The sequence below is a fragment of the Pseudoalteromonas sp. APM04 genome, from assembly GCF_022809815.1.
GTDB classification, from domain to species: domain Bacteria; phylum Pseudomonadota; class Gammaproteobacteria; order Enterobacterales; family Alteromonadaceae; genus Pseudoalteromonas; species Pseudoalteromonas marina.
The window spans coordinates 447914-469685 of record NZ_CP094441.1 but is presented as its reverse complement, the minus strand read 5'-3'; the positions used below and the strand labels follow the sequence as shown (position 1 = coordinate 469685).

The following is a 21772-nucleotide window of genomic DNA, read 5'->3' as shown; positions in this document are numbered from 1 at the left end:
TTACACCCCTTCCGGAACGACGATATTTCCAGATTCAATTTCACGCATAAAATCAAGCTTGCGTAGTAGTTGCTTCATACCTTCAACATCTAAACGATCGGTATTATGCGAGTTGTAGTCTTCTACTTTAGAAAGGTCTGCGTCACCTTCTTCAAAAAACTTTGAGTAGTTTAAATCTCTATTATCGGCAGGTACTCTAAAGTATTCACCTTGCTCTTGCGCTACAAACATTTCTTCGCGGCTACATAAAGCTTCAAACAACTTTTCACCATGGCGGGTGCCAATCACATTTACAACATGCTCAGGTTTGTTAAGCATATCGAGTAACGCGGTTACTAACACGTCTATAGTTGCTGCTGGCGCTTTTTGTACAAAAACATCGCCATTTTGACCATTCTCGAAAGCATGTAATACTAAGTCAACCGCATCGTCTAAAGTCATCATAAAGCGGGTCATGCTTGGGTCGGTAATAGTAATAGGCTCATTATTAACCACCTGGCGAATAAACAAAGGAATAACCGAGCCTCGTGATGCCATTACGTTACCATAGCGCGTACAACATATTGTGGTATTGGTATGCTCTAAATTACGGCTTTTAGCCACAATCACTTTTTCCATCATCGCTTTTGAAATACCCATCGCATTAATTGGGTACACAGCTTTATCTGTACTCAAACACACAACGCGTTCAACATTATTAGCTATGGCAGCTTCTAACACATTTTCTGTTCCTAGCACGTTAGTTTTAACGGCTTCTAATGGGTAAAACTCACATGATGGAACTTGTTTTAGTGCTGCAGCATGGTATACGTAGTCAACACCGCGCATTGCAGTATTAATGCTTTGGCTATCGCGTACATCGCCAATATAAAACTTTAATTTGTCAGAGTTAAAGTGCTTGCGCATATCGTCTTGTTTTTTCTCATCTCGTGAAAAAATGCGAATTTCTTTAATGTCTGTATTTAAAAAGCGACGCAAAACTGCATTGCCAAATGAGCCGGTGCCGCCGGTAATAAGTAAAACTTTGCTTTTAAACATAAATAACCTATGTAAAATTTAAAATCAACGAGAATAAATGATTCTCAACTTATGTAGAGAGTCACTACTTTCAACGTAATCAAGAGCAAACTTTCTGCTTCTATCTCTTAGGATTCGATGCTCATGTTCACCCATTGAGTAAACTTTTTTTATAATACGCAGAAAATGAGAAGGCTTTTCAAGACTTACTTCCCAACCTACTCCTATCTTTTCTAGGTTTTTCCACGGAGTTCTATCACTAATTAATATAGGTAAGGAAGAGGCAAGTGCTTCCCATATTGCTTGGCCAAAATTCTCTCCCAAAGTAGGTAAAACAAATAAATCATATTCTTTCATAACGCTGTATGCATTTTCTGGAGAAAGGGTACCTAATAAATTAACTTTCACGTTATTTGGCAATACTGATATTTTATTTTCACAACTATTTAAGTAGTTAAGATCTTCTTTAGGCCCATATACATCTAAATTAACATTTATATCTATTTCAGATAGGATATCTAATAAGTAATGAAGATTTTTCATGGGAGAAATACGTGAAAAAAAAACTAAATTAATTTCATTGGGGGTTTTAATAACCGTCCTTTCAATTTTAGATTTCCATTGACTAAAATTAGGTAGGTTATTAATTCTATTTATTACTAATTTGGACGTTCCAAAGTTATGTAATATATCACTTTTTTCACCATCGCTAGAAGCAATCCACTCTACATAATTATCTAAATTAAGTAATTTAATAACAAATAAATATACTCTTTTTTTCAAACCACCTATTTTCAAGGCTCCTCTAGATAGCTCTCCTCGAGGGGATAAAAAAATCACGCCCTTAAAGTATTTTGAATATCTGCTTGTTAACAAAGGAATGAATGAAAAACGAATCGACATTAAGCTATTCAAGTGCACCACATCTGGTTCTAATTTTCTCAATATTTCGTTTACAAAGCCAAATGAAAAACTGGCACTTTCAACATACATTACTTTAACGGAGCCAACATCCATCCAGCTATTTATTATAATATTTTTATATCTAGCTTCCCCCCCCAAATCACGATCTCTTGTAACCAAATATATATCAAATTCCCTCCCAAGGGCATCGCAAACACTCTGTAAGCTCCTTATTGGACCTCCGGCCATATAACCTGGTACATAATAATCAGCTAATATTAATACTCGTTTTCTATTCATATTATATTCTATATAGGCTTAGTAAGAGGGTTATTTTGTTGGTACAAACAACCTAGGAAAATTAAAAATACGGGGCTGGTTAAATTTAACCACGCACCATAGCCAACGGTGTATAACAGAAGTGATATTAAAATTATATATGCAAATAGATTTCTCTCCCTCATTGCCACTATAAAGAATGAAATAAAAGAAAAAAGTAAGAATAAAAAAGATATACCGTCTCTTGCTAATAAGTGGGTTAAGTAAGAGTCTGTTGAACCACCCAATGTACCACCATTTACGGTCCAATAAGGCGATATATATATGTCTGAACCAATCCCTACAATACTACTTATACCTGCAGAACCCATCAGCCTGAAATGCTCTAAGATGATTAAAAAGCGAGAGGATAAATTTTGAGCATCAGCATTAGCTGAGTCACTCCTCAAAATTGCACTATTAAAAAATTCGTTCTGTATTCCTAGCAAAGGAATAATATCAGAAGCAAGCTGTAATCCAAAAATAATCGCAAGGCTCAATACAGGTAAAATGCAATAAACTCTATTATATCCAAACTTATTTTTATCAAATACAAAAACTAGCGAAAGACACAAAACAAAAATCAAATAACTCGTTCGATTACCACTTAAAATTATGAAGTATATTGAAATTATATAAAACAAGTATCTACTTTTACTTTTGTTTAAAAAGTAATTGGCAAAAAATACGATTAAAGAAAAAGCAGCTGAGTAAGGAGGTGTTAAATATTTCCATATTGAAACTCGCCACCACATTCCTTGATGAAGATTTACTGTAGTTTGACCTGGCAAGTAGCCATAATCAGTTACTTGTGGATCAAATGTAAAAATTAAAAATAATAACGCAAATAAGTAAAGTCCATTTATAAGCCGTAGTGGAAAATATACTCGGAAATGCACTATACATATAATTGGAAGTGCCCAGCGTAGTGTTTCTGAGAAGTGCTTTATATCAAAGTTAACGACTGAAGTTAAAAAGCTAGAAAGTAAATATAAACCTAAAAAGATAATTATCGGATCTTTCTTGATTTTATATTCTTTTACTATGAGTGCTAAATTTATAAGTATATAGATAAATAAAGGTATTGTAATAAGAAACCAGCGGATTCCTCCACCAGTGTAAGGGTCAGCACCTTTCCCCCCATAATTTAAAAATGTCCAAAGGATTAATAAATATGTTGTGTAACTAACAAACATATATTGCGATGATTTAGTGGGCAAGCCAGTTCTAACCATTTCAACTTCCTAGCTTATAAACTAAATTTAATATTTATGCCTTTGCTTTCATAGATACTTGCTCTATAGCTTATATAAATGTAGTTTTATTTAACACTTTAAACGCTAACTTAAAAACTAAAACTTTATAAGTTTAGCACTCTGTAGAAATTGCCTATCTGAGTTATAACCGGGTAAACTTATCTTGATTTGCCAAGTTTATGTAATGCTTCTCATCTCTATATTTAAATACTTTTGCAGGATTTCCCCCGGCGATTCCAAACTTTGGTATATCAGAAACGACCACACTGCCAGCCTGAATAATTGCACCTTCACCGATTGTAACACCTCCAAGAATTGTAACTCTATCTCCTATCCATACGGCCCTTTTAATAACAACACCTTTATTTTCATGCTTATCGTCATATGGTAAGGAAGTAGCATTCTTGTAATTATGATTACTCGTTATTATTAATAGGTCATTACCAGTATGAACATAGTCGTCTATCCTAACACTCCCAGAACCTCTGATCGTTAAACCATTTGAACTGCAATGCTCCCCCAATATAGTTTTAAAATTAACAGATGAAGGGCCTCCAATAAATATAGCTTTACCTGTAGACTCTGCAATTAAACGAACTTTAAGGACCCAGAAAAACCTTTTTATTTTTATTGTTATGCGAGTCATAAAGCGGATTACTTTAATCATGTATTAATCTCTCTATAATAATTCAACATGATGTGATACTTGAAAATGCTCGATGAGCAATTCCATATTTTTTCTGTGTTTTAGATAAAAACACTCTAATTTAGGTATAACAACATTAACATCAAAACCATAGATAAGCTCTAACGTTTCTGTAGCACCAGAACCTGCGGTAATAACTTTCAACGGCTTAATCATATTATCTTTAAAATATAGCTCTATAGGGCCTGTTGACTCTATAACTTCAACATGACTTAACCCATTAAACTCTGTAAAATCAGTTTTTTTATCAAATCTATGCAAAACAATTTTAAATTCACATTGCTCATATTGCTTTGCAAGTTTGAGCAAGAAATTGATATAATTTTCCCTTGATATCATTCCTGCATTGATAAATGCTGAACTTATAAAATAAACAGAATTGTGTAAATCATATTTAACGACTTCACTCTGAAGCTTACGAAAATCATTAACGATAATATTTTTTGCTATTAATGGTGTTGCCATTTTATGTTTTCGATCAAGCGTGACCAAAGTGGCATTATCGATAGGTCTAATGTCAAAACCTAATATTTTGCAAACTATATACTTAGACCTAAATTTAATACTTTTATAGTGCTTGCTAGAGTCTATCAGTAATGTTGCATTACCATCTTCAAGAAGCACTTTATTTGAAAGTGGGTTAGAATTAGCTATTAAGTTCATAAATTCGTTATAATATGCACTTATAAGGATCTCATCAAATGCGCCAAGCTCTTTGAGCATCTGTTTAATTGCTTTATTATTTTTAACAATATCAACAGCTGTACCACTATATTTTATCCAAAACACTTTATTCCAAATCTTTTTATCAACTAGTTTATGTAACTGATTATTCTCATTTGCCCAAGGAATTATAAGTATATTTTCATCACAATCCTGTAATAACTCAAGCGCTTGCAGGTATTGTAGTGGTTGGATTATTACAAATAGCTTTCTTTTAATTGACACCAACTGGCCCTCTTTTATGATTTTTAACTACTGAGAATACAATAGCTTGTGAGAATAAAAATTGACAGGCAATACTAATAATAGTCGCATAACAAGCACCATAAACTCCATACTTTGGAATAAGTAGTAAATTTAATACTAAATTTATCAAAAAGACTATAACTGTTACTTTAGATAATGAGCCTGTTCTTTTGTGGTACCAAAGAATTGGAGTGTACACTTTATAAAAACCCAATAAACAAAAACCTCCTATCAACATGATTCCTAAGTATTTAGCTTGCGAGTAATCTATCGGTAATAAGTGATCAACTAAGAAGTAAATTACAATGCTTATTATTACCCCAGATAAGATTACAACTAAACAAGCTAAAAACATAAAACGAAAAAGCTGTGAATAACCGTCAAGAAATAACGTTTTCTCTTCTGCCTTTTGTGCTATAAACTCCATAACGAATGGTGCCCAAGCTTTGCTCAAAGAGTTTTGCAGTACTGACATTATCATAGCCAGTTGCATCCCTGCTGCATATATAGCAACAGAGGCATTTCCTAAAAACTCTGATATAAAAATCCTATCGGCCATAAAATACATCCCAGCAGCCACAGAGTGAGGAATAATTGGTAAAGTAAATTTCAAGTTAGATGAAACCATAAACCAACTTAACTTCCACTTTATATCAAGCTCTTTTATTAGTAGATAAAAAGACAAGACCGAAAATAAAAAGAAAGAACTAAAAACTGCAAAAAGTTTAGATTCCCATCCGAGATCAAAAAAAAATAATAATGAAATTGTTAAGATAAAAGTTACAACATTAGGGCCTAATAAAAAAAGAGAGTAAAGTCGATATTTCTTTTTGCATTGATAAACTAACACAGATGCTTGAATCGTAACATTAAAAAGGATGATTATTGGCAAGGTTAAAAACCAACCCTCATGCAAGCCAAACCGACCAACTATAAATTCTGATGAATAAAATACAATTATTTGAAAAAATACAAATACAGGTAACACTATTATTAATGAGTTGGTTAGATATAAAGAAAAATCAGATTTAGATAACTTAAAATACTCGACAATAAGCCCTGCAATGGAAAACTGTAGTATTGGTGTAAGAATTACGATAAAGCTCTCTAGAAGTATTAACCCCCCATACTCTTCTAATGTTAATTGAAAGGTCAGTATGGGAAGTAGCAAAAATGGTAAAACTGAGTTTAATAATGTTAGAGAAGAAACTATCTTCATTGAACGAAACAAGCCATTAACTCCAAACTAAGAAAAAGTTCATAAATTTACACACTATATTCCATTAGCAGATTAACATATTAGTAATTTACGGTTACTCATATATATTAATCATGATACGGGACTTACTCATAACCTGCCATTTTATTATAAAAACTACACATGTGGCGTTGTTCATCTAACGAGCAAAGGTTTGTTACATCGCCTTGTAAAAATGCGTCTAACTGTTTATATAAGCCGGGCTTGAATTCTTTATCTAGCGACTCATCTATTTCGACACTAAGTTGAGGAATTGTGCCTCTTTTTTGCACTAGTAACGACTCCATTGGCTTTAATATGTATCTGTTTTCGTTAGTAAATATTTCTACAGCCCAGCGTCCGGCCGACTCCCAGTTAGCTGCATAATTAAATAATGCGCCAGATTCACTCACACCAGCCCCTGAGAAGATTGAAGAGGTAGGGTGCCAATTTAGTTCACCAGTAACAAAGCTAGCCATTTTTTTAGGTTGACCGCCTAAATAAAATGCCAGATCGGCTACATGAGTAGAATTAGCTAAAAACCATTTACTGAGCACGTCTTTAGGCTTATCTATTTTTTCTATAACATGAGCCCACTCTGTTAGTTCAAAGTTGAACGATGTTACGCCACCTTCAGCCTTAAGCCTTTCTTTTAATGCGATAACTGAAGCAAAGAAACGTCTATTATAAGCAATAAAAACATCGCAGCCACTTGCCGTACTTTGCTCATATAAAGTATTAAGCTCGGTTAATGTTGTGCCGCCTGGCTTTTCAACCAATATGCGCTTTACACCGCTTTGGATTAACTGTTGAGTGGTTGCGTATAACTGTGCAACGCCTACACTCACAATTGCCGCTTCAGGGCATGCTGGGGCTGTTTCTAAAAAGGCTTCAAGTCCGCCTTGAATAACCTCTTTACCTGTTTTATTGGTAAATTCTTCTGCAGATGCTTTACCACGGCCAATAACGATATAATCGCGATTTTGAGCATCTAAAATTTTTGCATAATCAACCGACATTGGGCCTGAGCCAACTAACCAAATCATTTTGTTCTCCTTTTTATGTTATTGGACACGCTAATAAGTTTTTATTTAGCACGTTATTTATATGCTCAAGGTATAGCTCAATCATAGAGGTATGTAGATGACACGACTCATTAAAAGGAGTTAATGATGAAGTATTGCTATTTAGTATTTCATCAATATTTAAACCGGTTAGCTCGCTTTGGTATTTTACTTGGTGCTTAAATTGTTGCTCAGCTGAAACATTGGCTGTATTGATAGTACCTGCAATTTCGTCGATTGATATAGTGTTAGAATCAGATGAAAGCGATACTTGTATTACTACTTCGTCAGCCGTTGTACACTCAAGCTCTAATGAATGCTGGCCAAGCATAAACTTTACTTTACCGGTTAGCTCGTAAAAACCCGCTCTTTTACTTTCTAATAATTGTGTATCTAAATTATTTTCGGTAGCTTGTAAGTTTGCTTCGTTACATAAATACGAAAACAAATCGATAAAGTGAATGCTATTACATGCCATTCCCCAGCCGCTACCAGACACTTTCATTGCAAGTACTTCGTTCGGGTTTAAAAGTTCTTTAATTTGCTTATAAGAAGGGTAAAGTCTTCGAGGGCAGTTAACCCATGCAGTTACATTGTGCTGTTCAAGCAATGCTGCAACTTCTGTATATTCATGCAGCGCTTGGAACAATACCTTTTCAAAAATAATATAACGAACTTTATTTTCAGCAAGTAAGGTGGCTGTTACTTTAGCGCGTACTGGTGCTGAGGTTGCAATAATACATACGTCGAATGACTCTGCTTTTGGTAAGCTTTGCGAGTATTGCACTGTGCTTTTTACATTTTCAATAGAGACTTGCTCGGCTCTTTGCTGTGCAATATTTAACGAGTCGCTGGATGGGTCTACAACCGTAATATTCAGTGGTAAAGCACTTTGTAAAGCACCTTGTAAGTGTCTGCTTCCTAGTTGCCCTGCACCTATTATAAGTATTTTATTCATGTATTTTGTCTCGCAGGATTGTTTCAGCAATTATAAAGTCTAGTTTTGTATCGATGTCTACAGAGCTATGGCTATCCATTTTATAAGCTACGCTATTGCCTGACATCAAACCCCCTTCTTGCAGAAACTGTTCAACTTTAGTTAAATAAATTGCACCATTTAATCTGTAATATTGTGGTAGATCTTGGCTACGCATATTTTTTACGTTTTTAGGGATGAAGTTTTCTAAAGATAATGAATTATCTAATGTATTACTCCACAGTGGAGAATGCTCACACTCACAAACTGATATTACTGAATCAGCATTTTTTACATTTAATAAATCAATCGCTCCTTGTATATCAGCAGCTGAGCGTAAAGGCGATGTTGGTTGGAGTAGTAATACATAATCAAAATATTCGCCTATACCTTTAAAATACTCGAGCGTATGGCGTACTACATCGACACTACTGCTTGTGTCTGATGATAGGCTAGCAGGTCTTAAAAAAGGGACTTCTCCGCCAGCGGCCTTTGCCGTATTGGCTATGGTTTCGCAATCTGTACTTACCACTACTCGCGCTATTGAAGGTACATTTCTTGCCGCTTCGATTGACCAATTAATCATTGGCTTACCTGCTAATGGTAAGATATTTTTTCCTGGAAGGCGTTTGCTTCCTCCCCTAGCAGGTATAATCGCTAAAATAGTTTTTTCATTGCTCATTAAAGCACCCCAAGATCATGAATATCTATTTGCGCACGATTAAAATCATCATGGCGGCCAACATCTAGCCAATATTCATGTATCGGGAATTTTAATGTTCTTTCATCGTTCGCTTTTAAGTTTTCAAATAATGTTGGCATGTCTAAGTACTCATTACTTGATAGTGACTCAATTACTTTATTTGAAATGACATATATACCGGCATTTACAAAGTAGCGATAAGTGGGTTTTTCGACGATATTTGAAATTTCATTCCCTTTACCTTCAATAACACCAAAAGGCACTTTAATTTCATAGTCGCGCACGCACATAGTCGCATCAGCTTGGTTTGCATTATGAAAATCAAGTACCTTTCTAAAATCTACGTTAGTAAGAATATCTCCATTAATCATAATAAGAGGTAGCTTAGGAATGGACTTTGGTAATAAAGAAAGTGCGCCACCAGTGCCTAAAGGGGCATCTTCATGAACGTATGTGATTTCTATATCGTGCTGACTACCATCACCAAAGTGATTCATGATCACTTCAGGTAAATAGTGCGTTGAAATATAAAACTTATAAAAACCATGACTTTTAAAATGATTGATTAATGTTTCTAACATTGGCTTACCGCCCACTTTAAGCATAGGCTTTGGGCAGTTATCTGTTAGCGGGCGTAATCGAGTGCCGAAGCCGCCCGCCATTAAAAAAACGGGATTATCACGTTTTTCAATCTCAAGTGTTTCATGTAATGTTTTTACATTAACAAGTCGGCCATTTTCATCAAGTATAGGTAAAAGCAAAATTTTCTTTTTTTGCATCATTATTTTTAAGGATTCATTAGACATCAACGTTGTTGCACTGGTTGGTGATGTATTCATTATTTCGGTCACAGGATCATCAAGACCAATGCCGTTAATTAATCCTCGACGAATATCACCATCGGTTACTAAGCCGATTAACTTATTACACTCTAGAACAACTAAAGCGGCGTGCATGGCTTCTTTGTCTATAACTTTTAGCGCGTCTCGTATTTTGACATCTGGAGAGATCAAAATATTTTCAAAATTTGTGGTCATAATTTACCTTCCAGTTTTATGTATGGTCTGGCTCCATAAACGATAGCGGAGTCTGGGAGTGTTTTTAAAATATTAGCGCCAACACCTATTATTGTATTTTTGCCTATTTGAATATCATTGATAATTTTTGCACCAGTGCCTATATGTACGGACTCTTTTACATGAACTTGGCCGCTCATTACAACACCCGGTGCTATATGACAAAATGCGTCTATTTCACAATCGTGATCAATGCTAGCTGAAGTATTTACTATAGTTCCAAAACCAATTTTACTTCCTATACAGATTGTGGCATTTGATAAAACTTGTGCTCCCTGTGCAATGGTTGCGTATGTAGACACATTAGCTGAGCTTGCGATCACTGTGGCAAATCCATAAAACTTGCTTTTAAATTCAGTATGGATCTTGGTGCGTAAACCAGAATAAGGCATTGCCCCTATGCCGTTTACAAGTTCAACCTCATCAGTAGCAAAGTCTAAAATAGCGTTATCATTTTTAAAGTGCTTAATACCTTTAAATAATTCCTTGCCTGCTGTTATTTCGGGTGCGACAACAGCAATAATATCTCTTCCTTGTAGTAAAAGAATTTCTAATAAGGCGGCGGCATGGCCTCCGCCACCAATCATTACAAGAGGTTTATTTTTCATCGAGTAATTGACCAACTGAGTAATCTTTAGTGGCCGGGGTATCTAATAATTTCCAAAAATTAATTGGTGCAAAGCCGTCCCCAGGTCGTTTCACTGAAATATGCTTTTCAGTCAATATGTCTCCTTGTTTAATTGCTTGTGCTGCAACTAAACTTTTACGCGCAACGGCTTTATTTTTAACTTCAGAAGGCCGTGGTCCTTTAATGCCATCACCTAATATTTTTTCTACAATGCGAATTCCATCAACCATTTCTTTTAATTCTATTGGATCTAGAGATGCTTTGTGATCTGGCCCTGGTAATGATTTATCAACAGTAAAATGTTTTTCAATTAAGACCGCTCCTTTGGCCACTGCAGCAATAGGCACTACTATTCCGGCGCTATGATCTGAGTAACCTACTTCTAGCTTAAACGCGTCTTTCATTGTATCCATGGCATTTAAATTTATATCATTAAATGGCGCTGGGTATTCGGTTGTACAATGTAAAAGCGTTACTTTGTCTTTTAATAATTGCTTACCTTGCTCTGAAAAATACGCTGTTTGTAATGCTTCTTCTGTTGGATTGCCTTCTGGGTTTAAATAACCAAAAGCAATTACTGATAATACCTGCTCTATTTCAGAAAGCGTTGCCATACCTGTTGATACGATTAGATCACAACCTGTTCTTGCGTGTTCTAGTACTAATGGCGCGTTAGTAATTTCACCCGATGGTAGTTTTAGGCGCGTTATTCCTAAATCATCAACTAAAAATGAAAGGCTTTCTGAGTCAAATGCGGTAGATAAAAACTCAATACCTAACTCATTACAATATTTCACTAGCTTATGGTGCGTTTCGTAGCTCAACTCTAATCGCTTTAGCATTGAGTACTGAGACTCTTTTTGACCACTATTAGTGACTTGATACTCTGCTTGTTGTGCATCTTCAGTGACTAAATTTTTAGCTTTAAATGTTTGGAATTTAACTATATTGGCTCCTGCTTGATGCGCAGCATCAACAAGAGAAAACGCTATGTCGTCACTGCCATTATGGTTTACACCAGCTTCAGCTATAATTAATGTCATAGAGGTTCTCACTTTAAATCGTAAAAAGATTTGCTCGGCTCAAACTCTAAAGATTTGAGCATTTGAATTGCTTGAGCACTTGCATTGCCGGCGCCATATGGATTAATAATTGTTTCGCCTGGATCTTTATAGCTACCTGTAACAGCCGATTTTATTGCTGCTGAAATAGCGGCTTTTGTTGCTATACAGTTAAGTACACTTTTAGCTGCTAAACGGCCTTTTTGTCGTACGCCTATATTGACTGTAGGCACGTTAAATGCGGGGACTTCAATGATACCACTCGATGAATTACCAATAACAACAGCGGCATTTTTTACCGTGCTCAAATAGCGCTTTTGTCCCAATGACGGTATTGCACATACTCTATTAGGGTGCTGTTTAGCATAATCTTCAAGTATTGGAATTATACGGCGCCCACCATCGTCTGCATTGGGGTAGGTTAGAATAACCTGATGATCTTTAAACTCATCTAATGCATCGAGTAATGCGCTAAAGCTTTGCTCCGGTGGCTCTTCACCTAACGTTACTGGATGATAGGTAACAAGAAAGTAAGGCTGCTTTAAATTAAAGTTTAATGAGTTGCCAATTTCATTAACACTCATAAAATCACTACGTGATAAATGATCTAGGCCAATTGCACCAATATTTTTAACTCGCTCAGGCATCTCACCTAACTGGATTACACGTTGGCGATATTCCTCGGTAGAGGTTCCGTGTAAATAGCTAAGTTTAGTAATAGCATGTCGAATAGCGTCATCATACGCCCCTTCGGTGATTTCGCCTCCGTGCAGATGCAAAATAGGTATGCGTAATATCATTGCGGTTTGAGCAGCCGCAAGTGCTTCAAAGCGGTCACCTAAAATGACCAGCGCATCAGGCTTTAATCTACTTAGTGCATCAGCAAAACCAAGCACACCAAGCCCCATACTTTTAGCGGTACCGACGGCAGTATCTGATGAGAGTAGAATTTCTATTTTTTCATCTATGCTAAAACCATCTTGCTCTATTTGTTTGTAGGTTTCACCAAACTCAGATGATAAATGCATGCCTGAAACTAATAGCTGTAATGTAAGCTCTGGATCACTTTGAATATCTTTTATAAGCCAGTACAGCAGTCCATACTCTGCACGAGTCCCTGTAAATACAGCTATTTTCTGTGTCATTATAACTTGCCTAAACTTTTAACTGGAGAGCTTGGTATGTTAACTAAGTGAGCTTCAATAAACTCTGAATGGCTTAAATCGCCTCGCATTGCATTTTCGAACATAGGTAGTCGATGCATTAGTTGCCATATTGGTCGAGTCATAACACCATCAGCATTAGTCTGCTTTAGTAGCTTTTCTCGCTCACTGGGATTTGGGCAAATAATTGCATTTAACCAATAGTTTGATTTTGCATAGCTAGGCTCTGTTACAAATTTAAAGTCAGAGCCTTTAAAAAAGTCTGAATATAGGCTGGCGAGGTGACGTTTATTGTCGATAAATGCGGCAAGGCTTTCCATTTGCGCACAACCAAGTGCTGCATTTAGATTAGGCATACGATAATTAAAGCCCGCTTCATCATGAAAGAATTCATACGGATGAGGAACCTTAGCTGTAGTGGTTATATGCTTTGTATACTGCCCCGAGGCTAAGGTTTTGCATAAAACCATGCCGCCGCCACCGGTGGTAATAATTTTATTACCATTAAAGCTAATTGCGCCAAAATCACCTAACGTACCTGTATGCTTACCTTTATAAAATGAGCCAAGGCTTTCTGCTGCATCTTCGACTAAGGCAATCTGCCACTCATTGCACACACTAATTAGTTCATCAAGCTCAACAGGATGCCCAAATGTATGCATTGGCACCACTGCCTGAAAGCGCTGTTTTGTTTTTTTATGTATCGGCCCCGATTCGGTTAATACCGCATGTTGCTCTAAAAATGCAGACAATGCTTTAGGGCATAAACCCAAGCTAACAGGTGATACATCAACAAACGCAGGCTCAGCCCCCATGTGATGTAAAGCATTACAGGTTGCTACAAAAGTAAGTGCTTGAGTAATAACGATATCGTTATTTTTAACTCCCGCCATATAGAGTGCTGCATGCAACGCGGCGGTACCATTTACAGTAGCCACTGCTTTTGCGGTGCCGGTGTAATTTTCAATATGTGTTTCAAAGTCATCTACAAACTTACCAACACTTGAAACAAACGTGCTGCTTATAGTTTCGGATACATATTGTTGTTCATTCCCTGAAAAAATGGGTGCGTGCAGAGGAATAAACTCGTTAGTTTGGTAGAGATCTTTTACAAATGAAACAAGCTGTTTAGTCATGATATATCTGCCTAATTACATTTTACCATCAAGGTATTTGCCCGTTTCTTTATGCCCAAAATCAGGAAGCATTTTAAAGAAAAGTGAGACAATTTCGTCTTTAGTCCAATTTTTATCAGCTTTCATTTGAGTAATTTTTTCTTCAAACTCAGATAATAATGCTTGCTCGAAAATTGCGTCATTTTTGATAATGCCTAAATTTTCAAAACGCTCCATGTCTAATGTTTCACTATCGGTAAAGAACTCTTCGAAATCTTTTTCACCTGTAGTGTCACTTTCAGTAAATAAACACGGCCACTTTCCTTGAGCTGGTAGCGTTTTTACTAGCTCTCGTGCTTCGTCTTCAGTTTTACATAAGAAAGGTTCGTAACCACGATCATGAAGGTATTTTACAGCAATATCTGCAAAGGTAATTAAGTGTAAAGCTTCACTTAATTTTGGAAAGAAAATATCTCTATTTTCACCAAAAATACATGACATTAAACACAGCTCACCAGATTCTTGAGGTGTAACAAAGTAGCGTTTGATATCACTCGGTGCGACTATTGGTTGTTGTTTTTGTATGCGCTGATTGAAACCATGTAGCAATGAGCCATCTGAAAAAGCAACGTTTGCAAATCGAGCGGTAGAAATAGCAATGTCTTCACTTTTACGCATTAAGAACATTTCCATTATACGCTTTGAAGCCCCCATCATATTAACTGGGTTAGCTGCTTTATCGGTAGACACACAAAAATATTTTTTTGCACCGCAATCAATCGATTGTTGAATTGTTTTATCAGTGTTAAATACATTTACGTCGATCATACGCATTAATGTAAATGGGTCTTTTTCACTACGAACATGCTTAAGTGCAGAAAGGTTCAATACATAGTCATATTGGCCATCTGCTTTTATAAATGCATCATACTCAACTGAACCAATATCAAGTGCGAAGGTTTGAAAGTCACCGTCGATATAGCCAAAAGAACTACGAATGTCACGCACTAACTCAACCATGTTATTTTCGCTAATATCAACAACATGAAGTTTTTTAGGGTTACGTTTAAAAATTTCTTTTGTTACAGCTTGGCCTATTGAGCCAGCCCCACCTAGCACAAGAAATTTTGAATTTGACACTATTTGCTGAAGTTTGTTCTCCGCTTTATCAATATCATGCAAGAAGAGCGTTTTATTACGACCAATTAACTTTAATATTTTATTCATAGTTAAACTTAAATTTAGTGTTTAAAAGGTTGAAAGGTTACTGTCATTTATTTACTAATAGCTCCTGTAGTAGAATTATTTGACTTGTACTTTATAGTACTTACACTCTTATACTTTACGTCGCTAAAGTTATTAATAGATTATTATTCATTGAGGTGATAATTTCAGAGAAAATAACATTTTTAACTTTTATAGGCCGCCAAATACATTTATATAAGAAGCCTAATATGAAAATATTATCAATTACCCACTAATAAACCTTTAAAATCATAAATAAACTTATCCTCTTTCAATGATCTACTTAACTCAATCAGTTCGCTGTGCCCAACTGCCAACAATAAGGCATTGATAGCCTCGTTGTTATATGAATTAATAATATCTAGGTTATATTCTGCTTTAACTTCCTTAATATTGGCCCAAGGGTCGACAATTTGAACATTCAAACCGAGTTCTATTAAAGCTTTATATAAATCAAGTACCTTTGTATTTCGGATATCAGGGCAGTTTTCTTTGAAAGTAAACCCGAGTAAGGCAATTTTACAATCTACTGGGTTTATTTTTTGTTTAATTAATTTTTTTAAGAAATCTTGAGCTATATATGTTGGCATAAAGTCGTTAATTTCTCGAGCCTTACGCATTAAATCTGGTACATACCCTGATATCTGTGATTTGTGCAGTAAATAGTATGGGTCAACCCCTATGCAATGACCACCTACTAAGCCTGGCTGTAACTTCATAAAGTTCCACTTAGTACCAGCAGCTTCTATAACTTCTTTTGTATTTATACCCAACTTTTCAAATATTTGGTGTAATTCATTTACCAGTGCGATATTGACATCTCGTTGAACATTTTCAATAACCTTAGATGCCTCAGCTACTTTAATAGAGCTTGCCTTATGAGTACCCGCTGTAATTATAGATTTATATAACTGATCTATTTTTTCAGCTATTTCAGAAGTAGAGCCGCTAGTTACTTTTAAAATATTGGTTACCCGACGTTCTTTATCGCCTGGGTTGATACGCTCTGGCGAATAACCCGCAAAAAAGTCCTGGTTAAATACTAAGCCTGATACTCTCTCTACTGCAGGTAAACATGCTTCTTCTGTAGCACCTGGGTATACGGTTGACTCATAAATTATTATGTCGCCTTTTTTAACCACTTTACCTAGCATTTCACTGGCTTTAATTAGTGGTGTTAAATCAGGTTGTTTATGCTCATCAATGGGGGTTGGTACTGTAACAATATATACATTGCAGCTTTTAAGGTCTGACACTGTGTAAGAGAAATTAAGTTGTGGAGATTGTTTAAGCTCTTCATCACTTACTTCAAGTGTAGAGTCGTGGCCGGCTTGTAATTGTGCAATTCGACCTTGGTTAATATCAAAACCTATTACTGGAAATTTTTTACAAAACTCAACAGCTAAAGGAAGGCCTACATAACCTAAACCTATAATGCCAATTTTTAGGTCCGTTAATGAATCGTGCATAGTTGTGTTCTCTTTGTTTAGTAATACAGCTTCGAGCTTTGGACTTCGAGCTTTGTAAAAGTTAAATTTTAAAATTAGTTTCAAGTTAAAATGTGCAATAAAAATCGAATATCAAGATGGATTCTCGTGGGTAAAAACACGTTTTACAATCTATTTCGGGTGGATTGCCGTTCATTTTTTGATGATAAAAACGCTCTAAACTTACTAAGTTAGACCATAATAGCTCACTATAAAATTGCATTTTTGCAATTTAGTATCTCAGTCATTTAACACCCCACTGAGACACTTTTTTCTAAATTGAGACAGTCAATTTAGACTATCTCATTGTAATTGCTTGTTTTTGTACTTTTTATAAAAAGTGCCCAATAGGCCTTCTAGAAATAGGTTCTAGGATTTAGAGTTACCTACATAGTGTCTGATCAATACTATCATTACACTTAGCATTCCACCTAAAAGTACGCCAAGCACACAAATTAGAGCGCGTTTAGGCTTGAATTTTTCTTCTGGTACTAATGCTGCGTCAATTGTTTTAAATACGTATTCGTCGCGTACTTTAGCAAACATGATTGTTTTAGTTTGCTCTTCAACTAGCTTGTATAGTACCGCACGTATATCAGCAATTTTTGTTTGCTCTAGCTGCTGTGTTAAAAAGTCGGTACTTTTTATTGCCTCTAATACATCACGCTGTTTCATGGTTTGGTTAATATCTTTAATTAACCAATCTACCCATTGCTGTGCAACATAAGGAGAAACATGCTCTATTGAGATTTTAACCATACCGGTTTCTTTATCTGTGTTGGCACTGATAATTTTACTAAATTCTTTATACGCTTCTTGCATTGAAGGCTCAGGCGCAAAGGGGGCTTTTACTTCACGCACCCATTTATTGTTTTCAGTATCGTATATTTCATTATCGTATACAATGGTGTTCGTTTGCATATTCCATGTTTTAGCGGCCATTAAATCTGGGAGAATGTTATGCTTTTGAATAAAGTCGCTGGTAAATTGGCGTGACTTTAATACCTCAATGGCTAATTGGGCTTTATTACTTGAGCCACCACCTAAGTTAACACCCGCTAAACTCGCTAAACCGCCAAACTGCCCTGCCAATGCACTCAAACCGCCGCCACCTTCTTGCTCTGCTGGAGCTAATAATACTTCAGACTTATAAATATTAGGTTGGTTAATGGCGTAAAAAACTGAAGCCACAGCAAACAAGGCAGTTATAGCAATAATTATCCATTTACCTTGCCAAATTACGGCAAAGAGTTCACGCAAGTCTATTTCGTCATCGGCAATATTATTTTGCATTGGCATATTTGCTTGGTTTAGATTGTTTGAGTTATTTTCCATTTAAATCTCATAAGTTCTAGTGAGTGGCTTCGGGCCGCGAGCTATCAGCTATCAGCTATCAGCTATCAGCTATCAGCTATCAGCTATCAGCTATCAGCTATCAGCTATCAGCTATCAGCTATCAGCTATCAGCTATCAGCTATCAGCTATCAAAAATTGAATAACGAGAACATTAGGTCAAGTTATTGTTTTAGGTTTTAGGAACCTTAGCTCGTTCCTCATAACACCAAACCTGCTGCTACATTTACGCGACATAAAGCCCCGTCTACAAAACCATTTTGAACCACAGAGTACACCGAGGCGCTGCGCGCTTCACTGAGAAGAAAAGCTTATATTGATAAAAGCCTTTACCTTTAATCTCTTCCACTGTGTTCTCTTTACCCTCTGTGGTGAATAAAATCACTAACAGACGTTTCGAGCTTCGAGCTTCAGGCACGCTCCACGTTCTAGTTCGTCGCAGAGCTTCTCTCGCTCCAGCTTGAAAGCAAAACTATTTGCTTGTCTAGCCCTTCGGGCACGCTTCCGCCCCTAGGTTGCAGTTCCTACGGTCTGATAAAAAAATAGGTTCTAGGTTCTAGGTTCATAATCTTTAAGTAAACACCTGCGGGCGTAAAGCCCGGCCTACAAAATCATTTTGAACCACAGAGCACGCGAGGCACTGCGCGCTACACTGAGAAGATTAGCCTGCTGACAGCTAATAACTGCTCTTTTCCTCTGTGTTCTCTTTACCTCTGTGGTAAATAAAATCACCTTAACGCGACATAAAGTCGCTGCTACCTTTGCGAGGCGTAAAGCCCCGCCTACAAAAAACTAGGTTCTAGGGTTTAGGTTCTAGGTCTTCCTCGTACCTAGAGCCTAATACCTATTTATTCCTTGCGCCTATTACCTATATTACAGGCTGCCTATCGCAGCTACTGCTACGCCTAGTTGGTAAAGTATTTGCGTTGCAGTGCTCCACAGCGTTAGCTTGTCCATATGGCCTGCATCCATTGGCACTACTATGGTGTCGCCTGGTTCTAGCATTTGCTCATTACCTGGAGCAAACCAGTTACCTGTGTTAGGTATGCTTACTGCGCCATTTGCTTTAATAATGTAAATACGGTCATCGTCAGCGCGTTCTTTTAAGCCGCCGCTTAGCTCTAGGTAGTCGTCTAGGCTAACGCCTGCTTTATATAGGTGTGTGGTGGCGTAGTTAACTTCACCCACTACGCTGATAGAGTCGCGCTTGCTTGGAACATATAAAGTGTCACCGTCTTGTAGCACTAGTGTTTGCTGGTTTTTAGCAATTAGTGGTAGGTCGATAACTAAACGCCCTACAGCTTCTACACTGGCTAAGTCGTTAAGTAGTTTGTTCATTTCGTCGTACGAAAGCGCACTACTACTTACTGAATTTTGAAAGCTTTTTGATGCTACATCGCGGCGTAGTTCAGTAGCTAAACGGGCTAGTTGTTGTTGCTCTTGCTGCTTTACCGATTGGCGAATAAACACCGCTGCTTTTTGCTCGGCAAAGTTAGTAAAGCCACCGGCACGGTTTAATAAATCGGTTAGTGTTTCGCCGCGGCGAATGGTGTACGTACCCGGGAATAGCAACTCACCTTTTAAAGTTACCTTAACGTTTTCTTGCCAGTTAGGAATTGCAAAAATATTTAAGCTGTCTTTGCTTTGCAAAGCAAGGCTGCTTTCGTTACTACCTATTAGTTGTTCAAGGTTTATTTTTACATGTTCTACTTGTGAAGCATTGCCATCAATCATGCGGGTTATTTCAGCTTCTTTGGTGTAAGCCGACTCTAACAAGCCCCCAGCAGCTGTTATTAAGTCAGCTACACGGCCATTTACGGTTAAAGGGTAAACCCCCGGGTGACTTACTTTGCCGTTAATTTCTACTAGTTGTATTGCTTTATTCGTTGATGCTTGCTGCTTCAACTGTTTAATTATTGGCGCTAGTAAATTATTACGGCTGTATGGTGAATAGCTATCAGCGCTTAACTCATTACTGTTTTCATTGCGCGATGCTTGCTTAATAGATTTATCTTTTTTAGTACCTGAGCCTGTAGTTGATAAAGTAAGTTGCTCTTGCTGCTTTTGCTCAAACTCACTAAATATAATAATTTTATCGTTTGCGTTAAGGGTTAAGTCGTTTTTAGCATTTTTTACAATGGCCTGCGCAACATCAAACTGATGCACTTCTATATCACCACTAATATTTATTTCACGAATTACTAAGCCATAACTTAAATCAGCTTGTTGTAGTAGATCACCACGTACCGACTTTAACACGTCGGAAATGCGTTTGCCTTCATACCACTGGTAGCTGCCAGGGCGAACTACTGCCCCCACTAAATTTACAACGTTATTATATTGTGCGCTTACCGTGTTAAAACGAATACGGTCGCCGTCTTGCGGAATGTAATTTATATTGCTAGCAGAAAAGTCTACGGTAAGTACTTCTTTGCGGTTGTTTTTAAAACGCTCTACCACGGCATTTTTAGTATAGGCACCAGGTTTTAAGCCGCCAGCCATAGCTAGTAATTCTTTCGCCGTTTCGCCTTTTTTAAGTTCAAAAATAGCTGGGCGTTTCACTAAGCCTTCTACTTTTACTTGTGCACCAACTGAAGGTACAAATACTACGTCACCTGGCTTTAAAATTATATCGTTACTGCTATCGCCATGAATAAGTAGGTCGTACAAATCAAAATTAGCAACCACTTTACCCGCACGCTTTACTTGAATGTTACGCAGTGAAGCAATATCCGACACACCACCGCTTACAAATAATGCATGCGATACAGTAGTTAAAGACGATACATTATAACTACCAGGCTTGTATGCTTCGCCAAGTACTAAAATACGCATGCTGCGTAACTGGCCGAGCGACACAAATACTTTAACGCCAATAACTTCTTGTTCTACTTTAACTTTTATTAATTCTTTAACTTCAGCAAAGGTTAAACCCGCTACTTGCACCGGGCTCAAGTCAGGAATGTTAATTCGACCTTCTCTATCAACAACTACTTCAAAGCTTGCACTTTCTTTACCATAAAAATTAATTAATAACTGATCACCTCGGCCAACTAAATACGTATCGGGTACTGCTGACGTTTCGCTAGGCATGAAAGTGGTGGGTTCGCCGGCAAATAGTTCATAGCCAAATGGCTTAACTGTATTAGGGTTTTGTTTTGATGGTTCTGCTTTTGCTGCTTGCTCTTGTTGTACTAAACGAGGACCGATTGTTAGTTCTTCAACTTGAGGTTGATTACTTGATTGGCTTGACCCAGTTATTACCGATAAATCAACACCGTACTGCTTTGCAAGCGCCTGCTGTTGAGACTTAGGCAACTTTTTAAATTGCTCTATTTGCGATGCACTTGGGGTAAAAGCCAATGCGTTGAAGCTGCTGATAATTATCAGCGCACTAATAAAGTATTTAAAAAAGTTCACGAGTAGGTATTTCCCTAGTTCTACAGTCGATAATGCGCGTATCATACACCATTTTCGCGTAATTATAAAAGAGGC

At 36.9% G+C, this 21772-nt stretch carries 18 protein-coding genes; all 18 read right to left on the bottom strand.

Features of this window, described 5'->3' with window-relative positions:
- Positions 1-1038 carry a polysaccharide biosynthesis protein gene (locus MTP24_RS02165; RefSeq protein WP_076919857.1) on the bottom strand — a complete coding sequence of 346 codons (1038 nt, stop codon included), beginning with the start codon at positions 1036-1038 and terminating at the stop codon, positions 1-3.
- A gap of 24 nt (positions 1039-1062) precedes the next feature.
- Entirely contained in the window at positions 1063-2220 is a 1158-nt protein-coding gene (locus MTP24_RS02160) for a glycosyltransferase (RefSeq protein WP_243532563.1), read from the bottom strand.
- Positions 2221-2228: 8 nt separating this feature from the next.
- Positions 2229-3473 carry a hypothetical protein gene (locus MTP24_RS02155; protein WP_076920517.1) on the bottom strand — a complete coding sequence of 415 codons (1245 nt, stop codon included), beginning with the start codon at positions 3471-3473 and terminating at the stop codon, positions 2229-2231.
- Between the two features lie 163 nt (positions 3474-3636).
- Positions 3637-4161 carry an acyltransferase gene (locus tag MTP24_RS02150; RefSeq protein WP_076920518.1) on the bottom strand — a complete coding sequence of 175 codons (525 nt, stop codon included), beginning with the start codon at positions 4159-4161 and terminating at the stop codon, positions 3637-3639.
- A gap of 12 nt (positions 4162-4173) precedes the next feature.
- On the bottom strand, positions 4174-5148 hold the full coding sequence (locus tag MTP24_RS02145; RefSeq protein ID WP_076920519.1) for a hypothetical protein: 975 nt from the start codon (positions 5146-5148) through the stop codon (positions 4174-4176).
- The gene (locus MTP24_RS02140) at positions 5138-6388 is read right to left on the bottom strand and encodes an oligosaccharide flippase family protein (RefSeq protein WP_076920520.1); all 1251 of its coding nucleotides are present in this window, start codon (positions 6386-6388) and stop codon (positions 5138-5140) included. Before MTP24_RS02140 ends, MTP24_RS02145 begins: the two co-directional genes overlap by 11 nt.
- 125 nt (positions 6389-6513) lie before the next feature.
- Positions 6514-7452 (bottom strand): Gfo/Idh/MocA family oxidoreductase, encoded by a 939-nt coding sequence (locus MTP24_RS02135; RefSeq protein WP_076920521.1) that lies wholly within the window; start codon positions 7450-7452, stop codon positions 6514-6516.
- Between the two features lie 13 nt (positions 7453-7465).
- On the bottom strand, positions 7466-8428 hold the full coding sequence (locus tag MTP24_RS02130; protein WP_076920522.1) for a Gfo/Idh/MocA family oxidoreductase: 963 nt from the start codon (positions 8426-8428) through the stop codon (positions 7466-7468).
- Positions 8421-9128, bottom strand: a complete 708-nt coding sequence (locus MTP24_RS02125) for an acylneuraminate cytidylyltransferase family protein (RefSeq protein ID WP_243532561.1) — start codon at positions 9126-9128, stop codon at positions 8421-8423. Before MTP24_RS02125 ends, MTP24_RS02130 begins: the two co-directional genes overlap by 8 nt.
- The gene (locus MTP24_RS02120) at positions 9128-10186 is read right to left on the bottom strand and encodes a nucleotidyltransferase family protein (protein WP_243532560.1); all 1059 of its coding nucleotides are present in this window, start codon (positions 10184-10186) and stop codon (positions 9128-9130) included. Before MTP24_RS02120 ends, MTP24_RS02125 begins: the two co-directional genes overlap by 1 nt.
- Complete coding sequence (locus MTP24_RS02115) at positions 10183-10833, bottom strand: NeuD/PglB/VioB family sugar acetyltransferase (RefSeq protein ID WP_076920525.1); 651 nt, start codon at positions 10831-10833, stop codon at positions 10183-10185. The genes MTP24_RS02120 and MTP24_RS02115 overlap by 4 nt, the downstream gene beginning before the upstream one ends.
- A complete protein-coding gene (gene neuB / locus MTP24_RS02110) occupies positions 10823-11896 on the bottom strand; it encodes an N-acetylneuraminate synthase (protein ID WP_243532558.1) in 1074 nt (357 codons plus the stop codon). The genes MTP24_RS02115 and neuB overlap by 11 nt, the downstream gene beginning before the upstream one ends.
- An 8-nt stretch (positions 11897-11904) precedes the next feature.
- On the bottom strand, positions 11905-13059 hold the full coding sequence (neuC, locus tag MTP24_RS02105; protein ID WP_076920527.1) for a UDP-N-acetylglucosamine 2-epimerase: 1155 nt from the start codon (positions 13057-13059) through the stop codon (positions 11905-11907).
- Positions 13059-14213, bottom strand: coding sequence for a LegC family aminotransferase (locus tag MTP24_RS02100; protein WP_243532556.1), 1155 nt, complete (start codon positions 14211-14213; stop codon positions 13059-13061). Before MTP24_RS02100 ends, neuC begins: the two co-directional genes overlap by 1 nt.
- A 15-nt stretch (positions 14214-14228) precedes the next feature.
- Positions 14229-15419 carry a UDP-N-acetylglucosamine 4,6-dehydratase gene (locus tag MTP24_RS02095; protein ID WP_076920529.1) on the bottom strand — a complete coding sequence of 397 codons (1191 nt, stop codon included), beginning with the start codon at positions 15417-15419 and terminating at the stop codon, positions 14229-14231.
- Between the two features lie 239 nt (positions 15420-15658).
- Positions 15659-16906: a nucleotide sugar dehydrogenase gene (locus MTP24_RS02090; RefSeq protein WP_076920486.1), complete on the bottom strand. Its 1248-nt coding sequence runs from the start codon at positions 16904-16906 to the stop codon at positions 15659-15661.
- 387 nt (positions 16907-17293) lie between these two features.
- Positions 17294-18259 carry a Wzz/FepE/Etk N-terminal domain-containing protein gene (locus MTP24_RS02085; protein ID WP_243532554.1) on the bottom strand — a complete coding sequence of 322 codons (966 nt, stop codon included), beginning with the start codon at positions 18257-18259 and terminating at the stop codon, positions 17294-17296.
- Positions 18260-19150: 891 nt separating this feature from the next.
- Positions 19151-21697, bottom strand: a complete 2547-nt coding sequence (locus MTP24_RS02080) for an SLBB domain-containing protein (RefSeq protein WP_243532552.1) — start codon at positions 21695-21697, stop codon at positions 19151-19153.
- Positions 21698-21772 lie beyond the last annotated feature (75 nt).

What these genes read in the sequence shown, in the direction of transcription:
- MTP24_RS02090 (WP_076920486.1), bottom strand. Translation starts at nt 16,906, where the DNA reads ATGCACGATTCATTAACGGACCTAAAAATTGGCATTATAGGTTTAGGT.
- MTP24_RS02155 (WP_076920517.1), bottom strand. Translation starts at nt 3,473, where the DNA reads ATGGTTAGAACTGGCTTGCCCACTAAATCATCGCAATATATGTTTGTT.
- MTP24_RS02085 (WP_243532554.1), bottom strand. Translation starts at nt 18,259, where the DNA reads ATGGAAAATAACTCAAACAATCTAAACCAAGCAAATATGCCAATGCAA.
- MTP24_RS02150 (WP_076920518.1), bottom strand. Translation starts at nt 4,161, where the DNA reads ATGATTAAAGTAATCCGCTTTATGACTCGCATAACAATAAAAATAAAA.
- MTP24_RS02130 (WP_076920522.1), bottom strand. Translation starts at nt 8,428, where the DNA reads ATGAATAAAATACTTATAATAGGTGCAGGGCAACTAGGAAGCAGACAC.
- MTP24_RS02115 (WP_076920525.1), bottom strand. Translation starts at nt 10,833, where the DNA reads ATGAAAAATAAACCTCTTGTAATGATTGGTGGCGGAGGCCATGCCGCC.
- MTP24_RS02125 (WP_243532561.1), bottom strand. Translation starts at nt 9,128, where the DNA reads ATGAGCAATGAAAAAACTATTTTAGCGATTATACCTGCTAGGGGAGGA.
- MTP24_RS02165 (WP_076919857.1), bottom strand. Translation starts at nt 1,038, where the DNA reads ATGTTTAAAAGCAAAGTTTTACTTATTACCGGCGGCACCGGCTCATTT.
- neuC (WP_076920527.1), bottom strand. Translation starts at nt 13,059, where the DNA reads ATGACACAGAAAATAGCTGTATTTACAGGGACTCGTGCAGAGTATGGA.
- MTP24_RS02095 (WP_076920529.1), bottom strand. Translation starts at nt 15,419, where the DNA reads ATGAATAAAATATTAAAGTTAATTGGTCGTAATAAAACGCTCTTCTTG.
- neuB (WP_243532558.1), bottom strand. Translation starts at nt 11,896, where the DNA reads ATGACATTAATTATAGCTGAAGCTGGTGTAAACCATAATGGCAGTGAC.
- MTP24_RS02160 (WP_243532563.1), bottom strand. Translation starts at nt 2,220, where the DNA reads ATGAATAGAAAACGAGTATTAATATTAGCTGATTATTATGTACCAGGT.
- MTP24_RS02140 (WP_076920520.1), bottom strand. Translation starts at nt 6,388, where the DNA reads ATGAAGATAGTTTCTTCTCTAACATTATTAAACTCAGTTTTACCATTT.
- MTP24_RS02135 (WP_076920521.1), bottom strand. Translation starts at nt 7,452, where the DNA reads ATGATTTGGTTAGTTGGCTCAGGCCCAATGTCGGTTGATTATGCAAAA.
- MTP24_RS02120 (WP_243532560.1), bottom strand. Translation starts at nt 10,186, where the DNA reads ATGACCACAAATTTTGAAAATATTTTGATCTCTCCAGATGTCAAAATA.
- MTP24_RS02100 (WP_243532556.1), bottom strand. Translation starts at nt 14,213, where the DNA reads ATGACTAAACAGCTTGTTTCATTTGTAAAAGATCTCTACCAAACTAAC.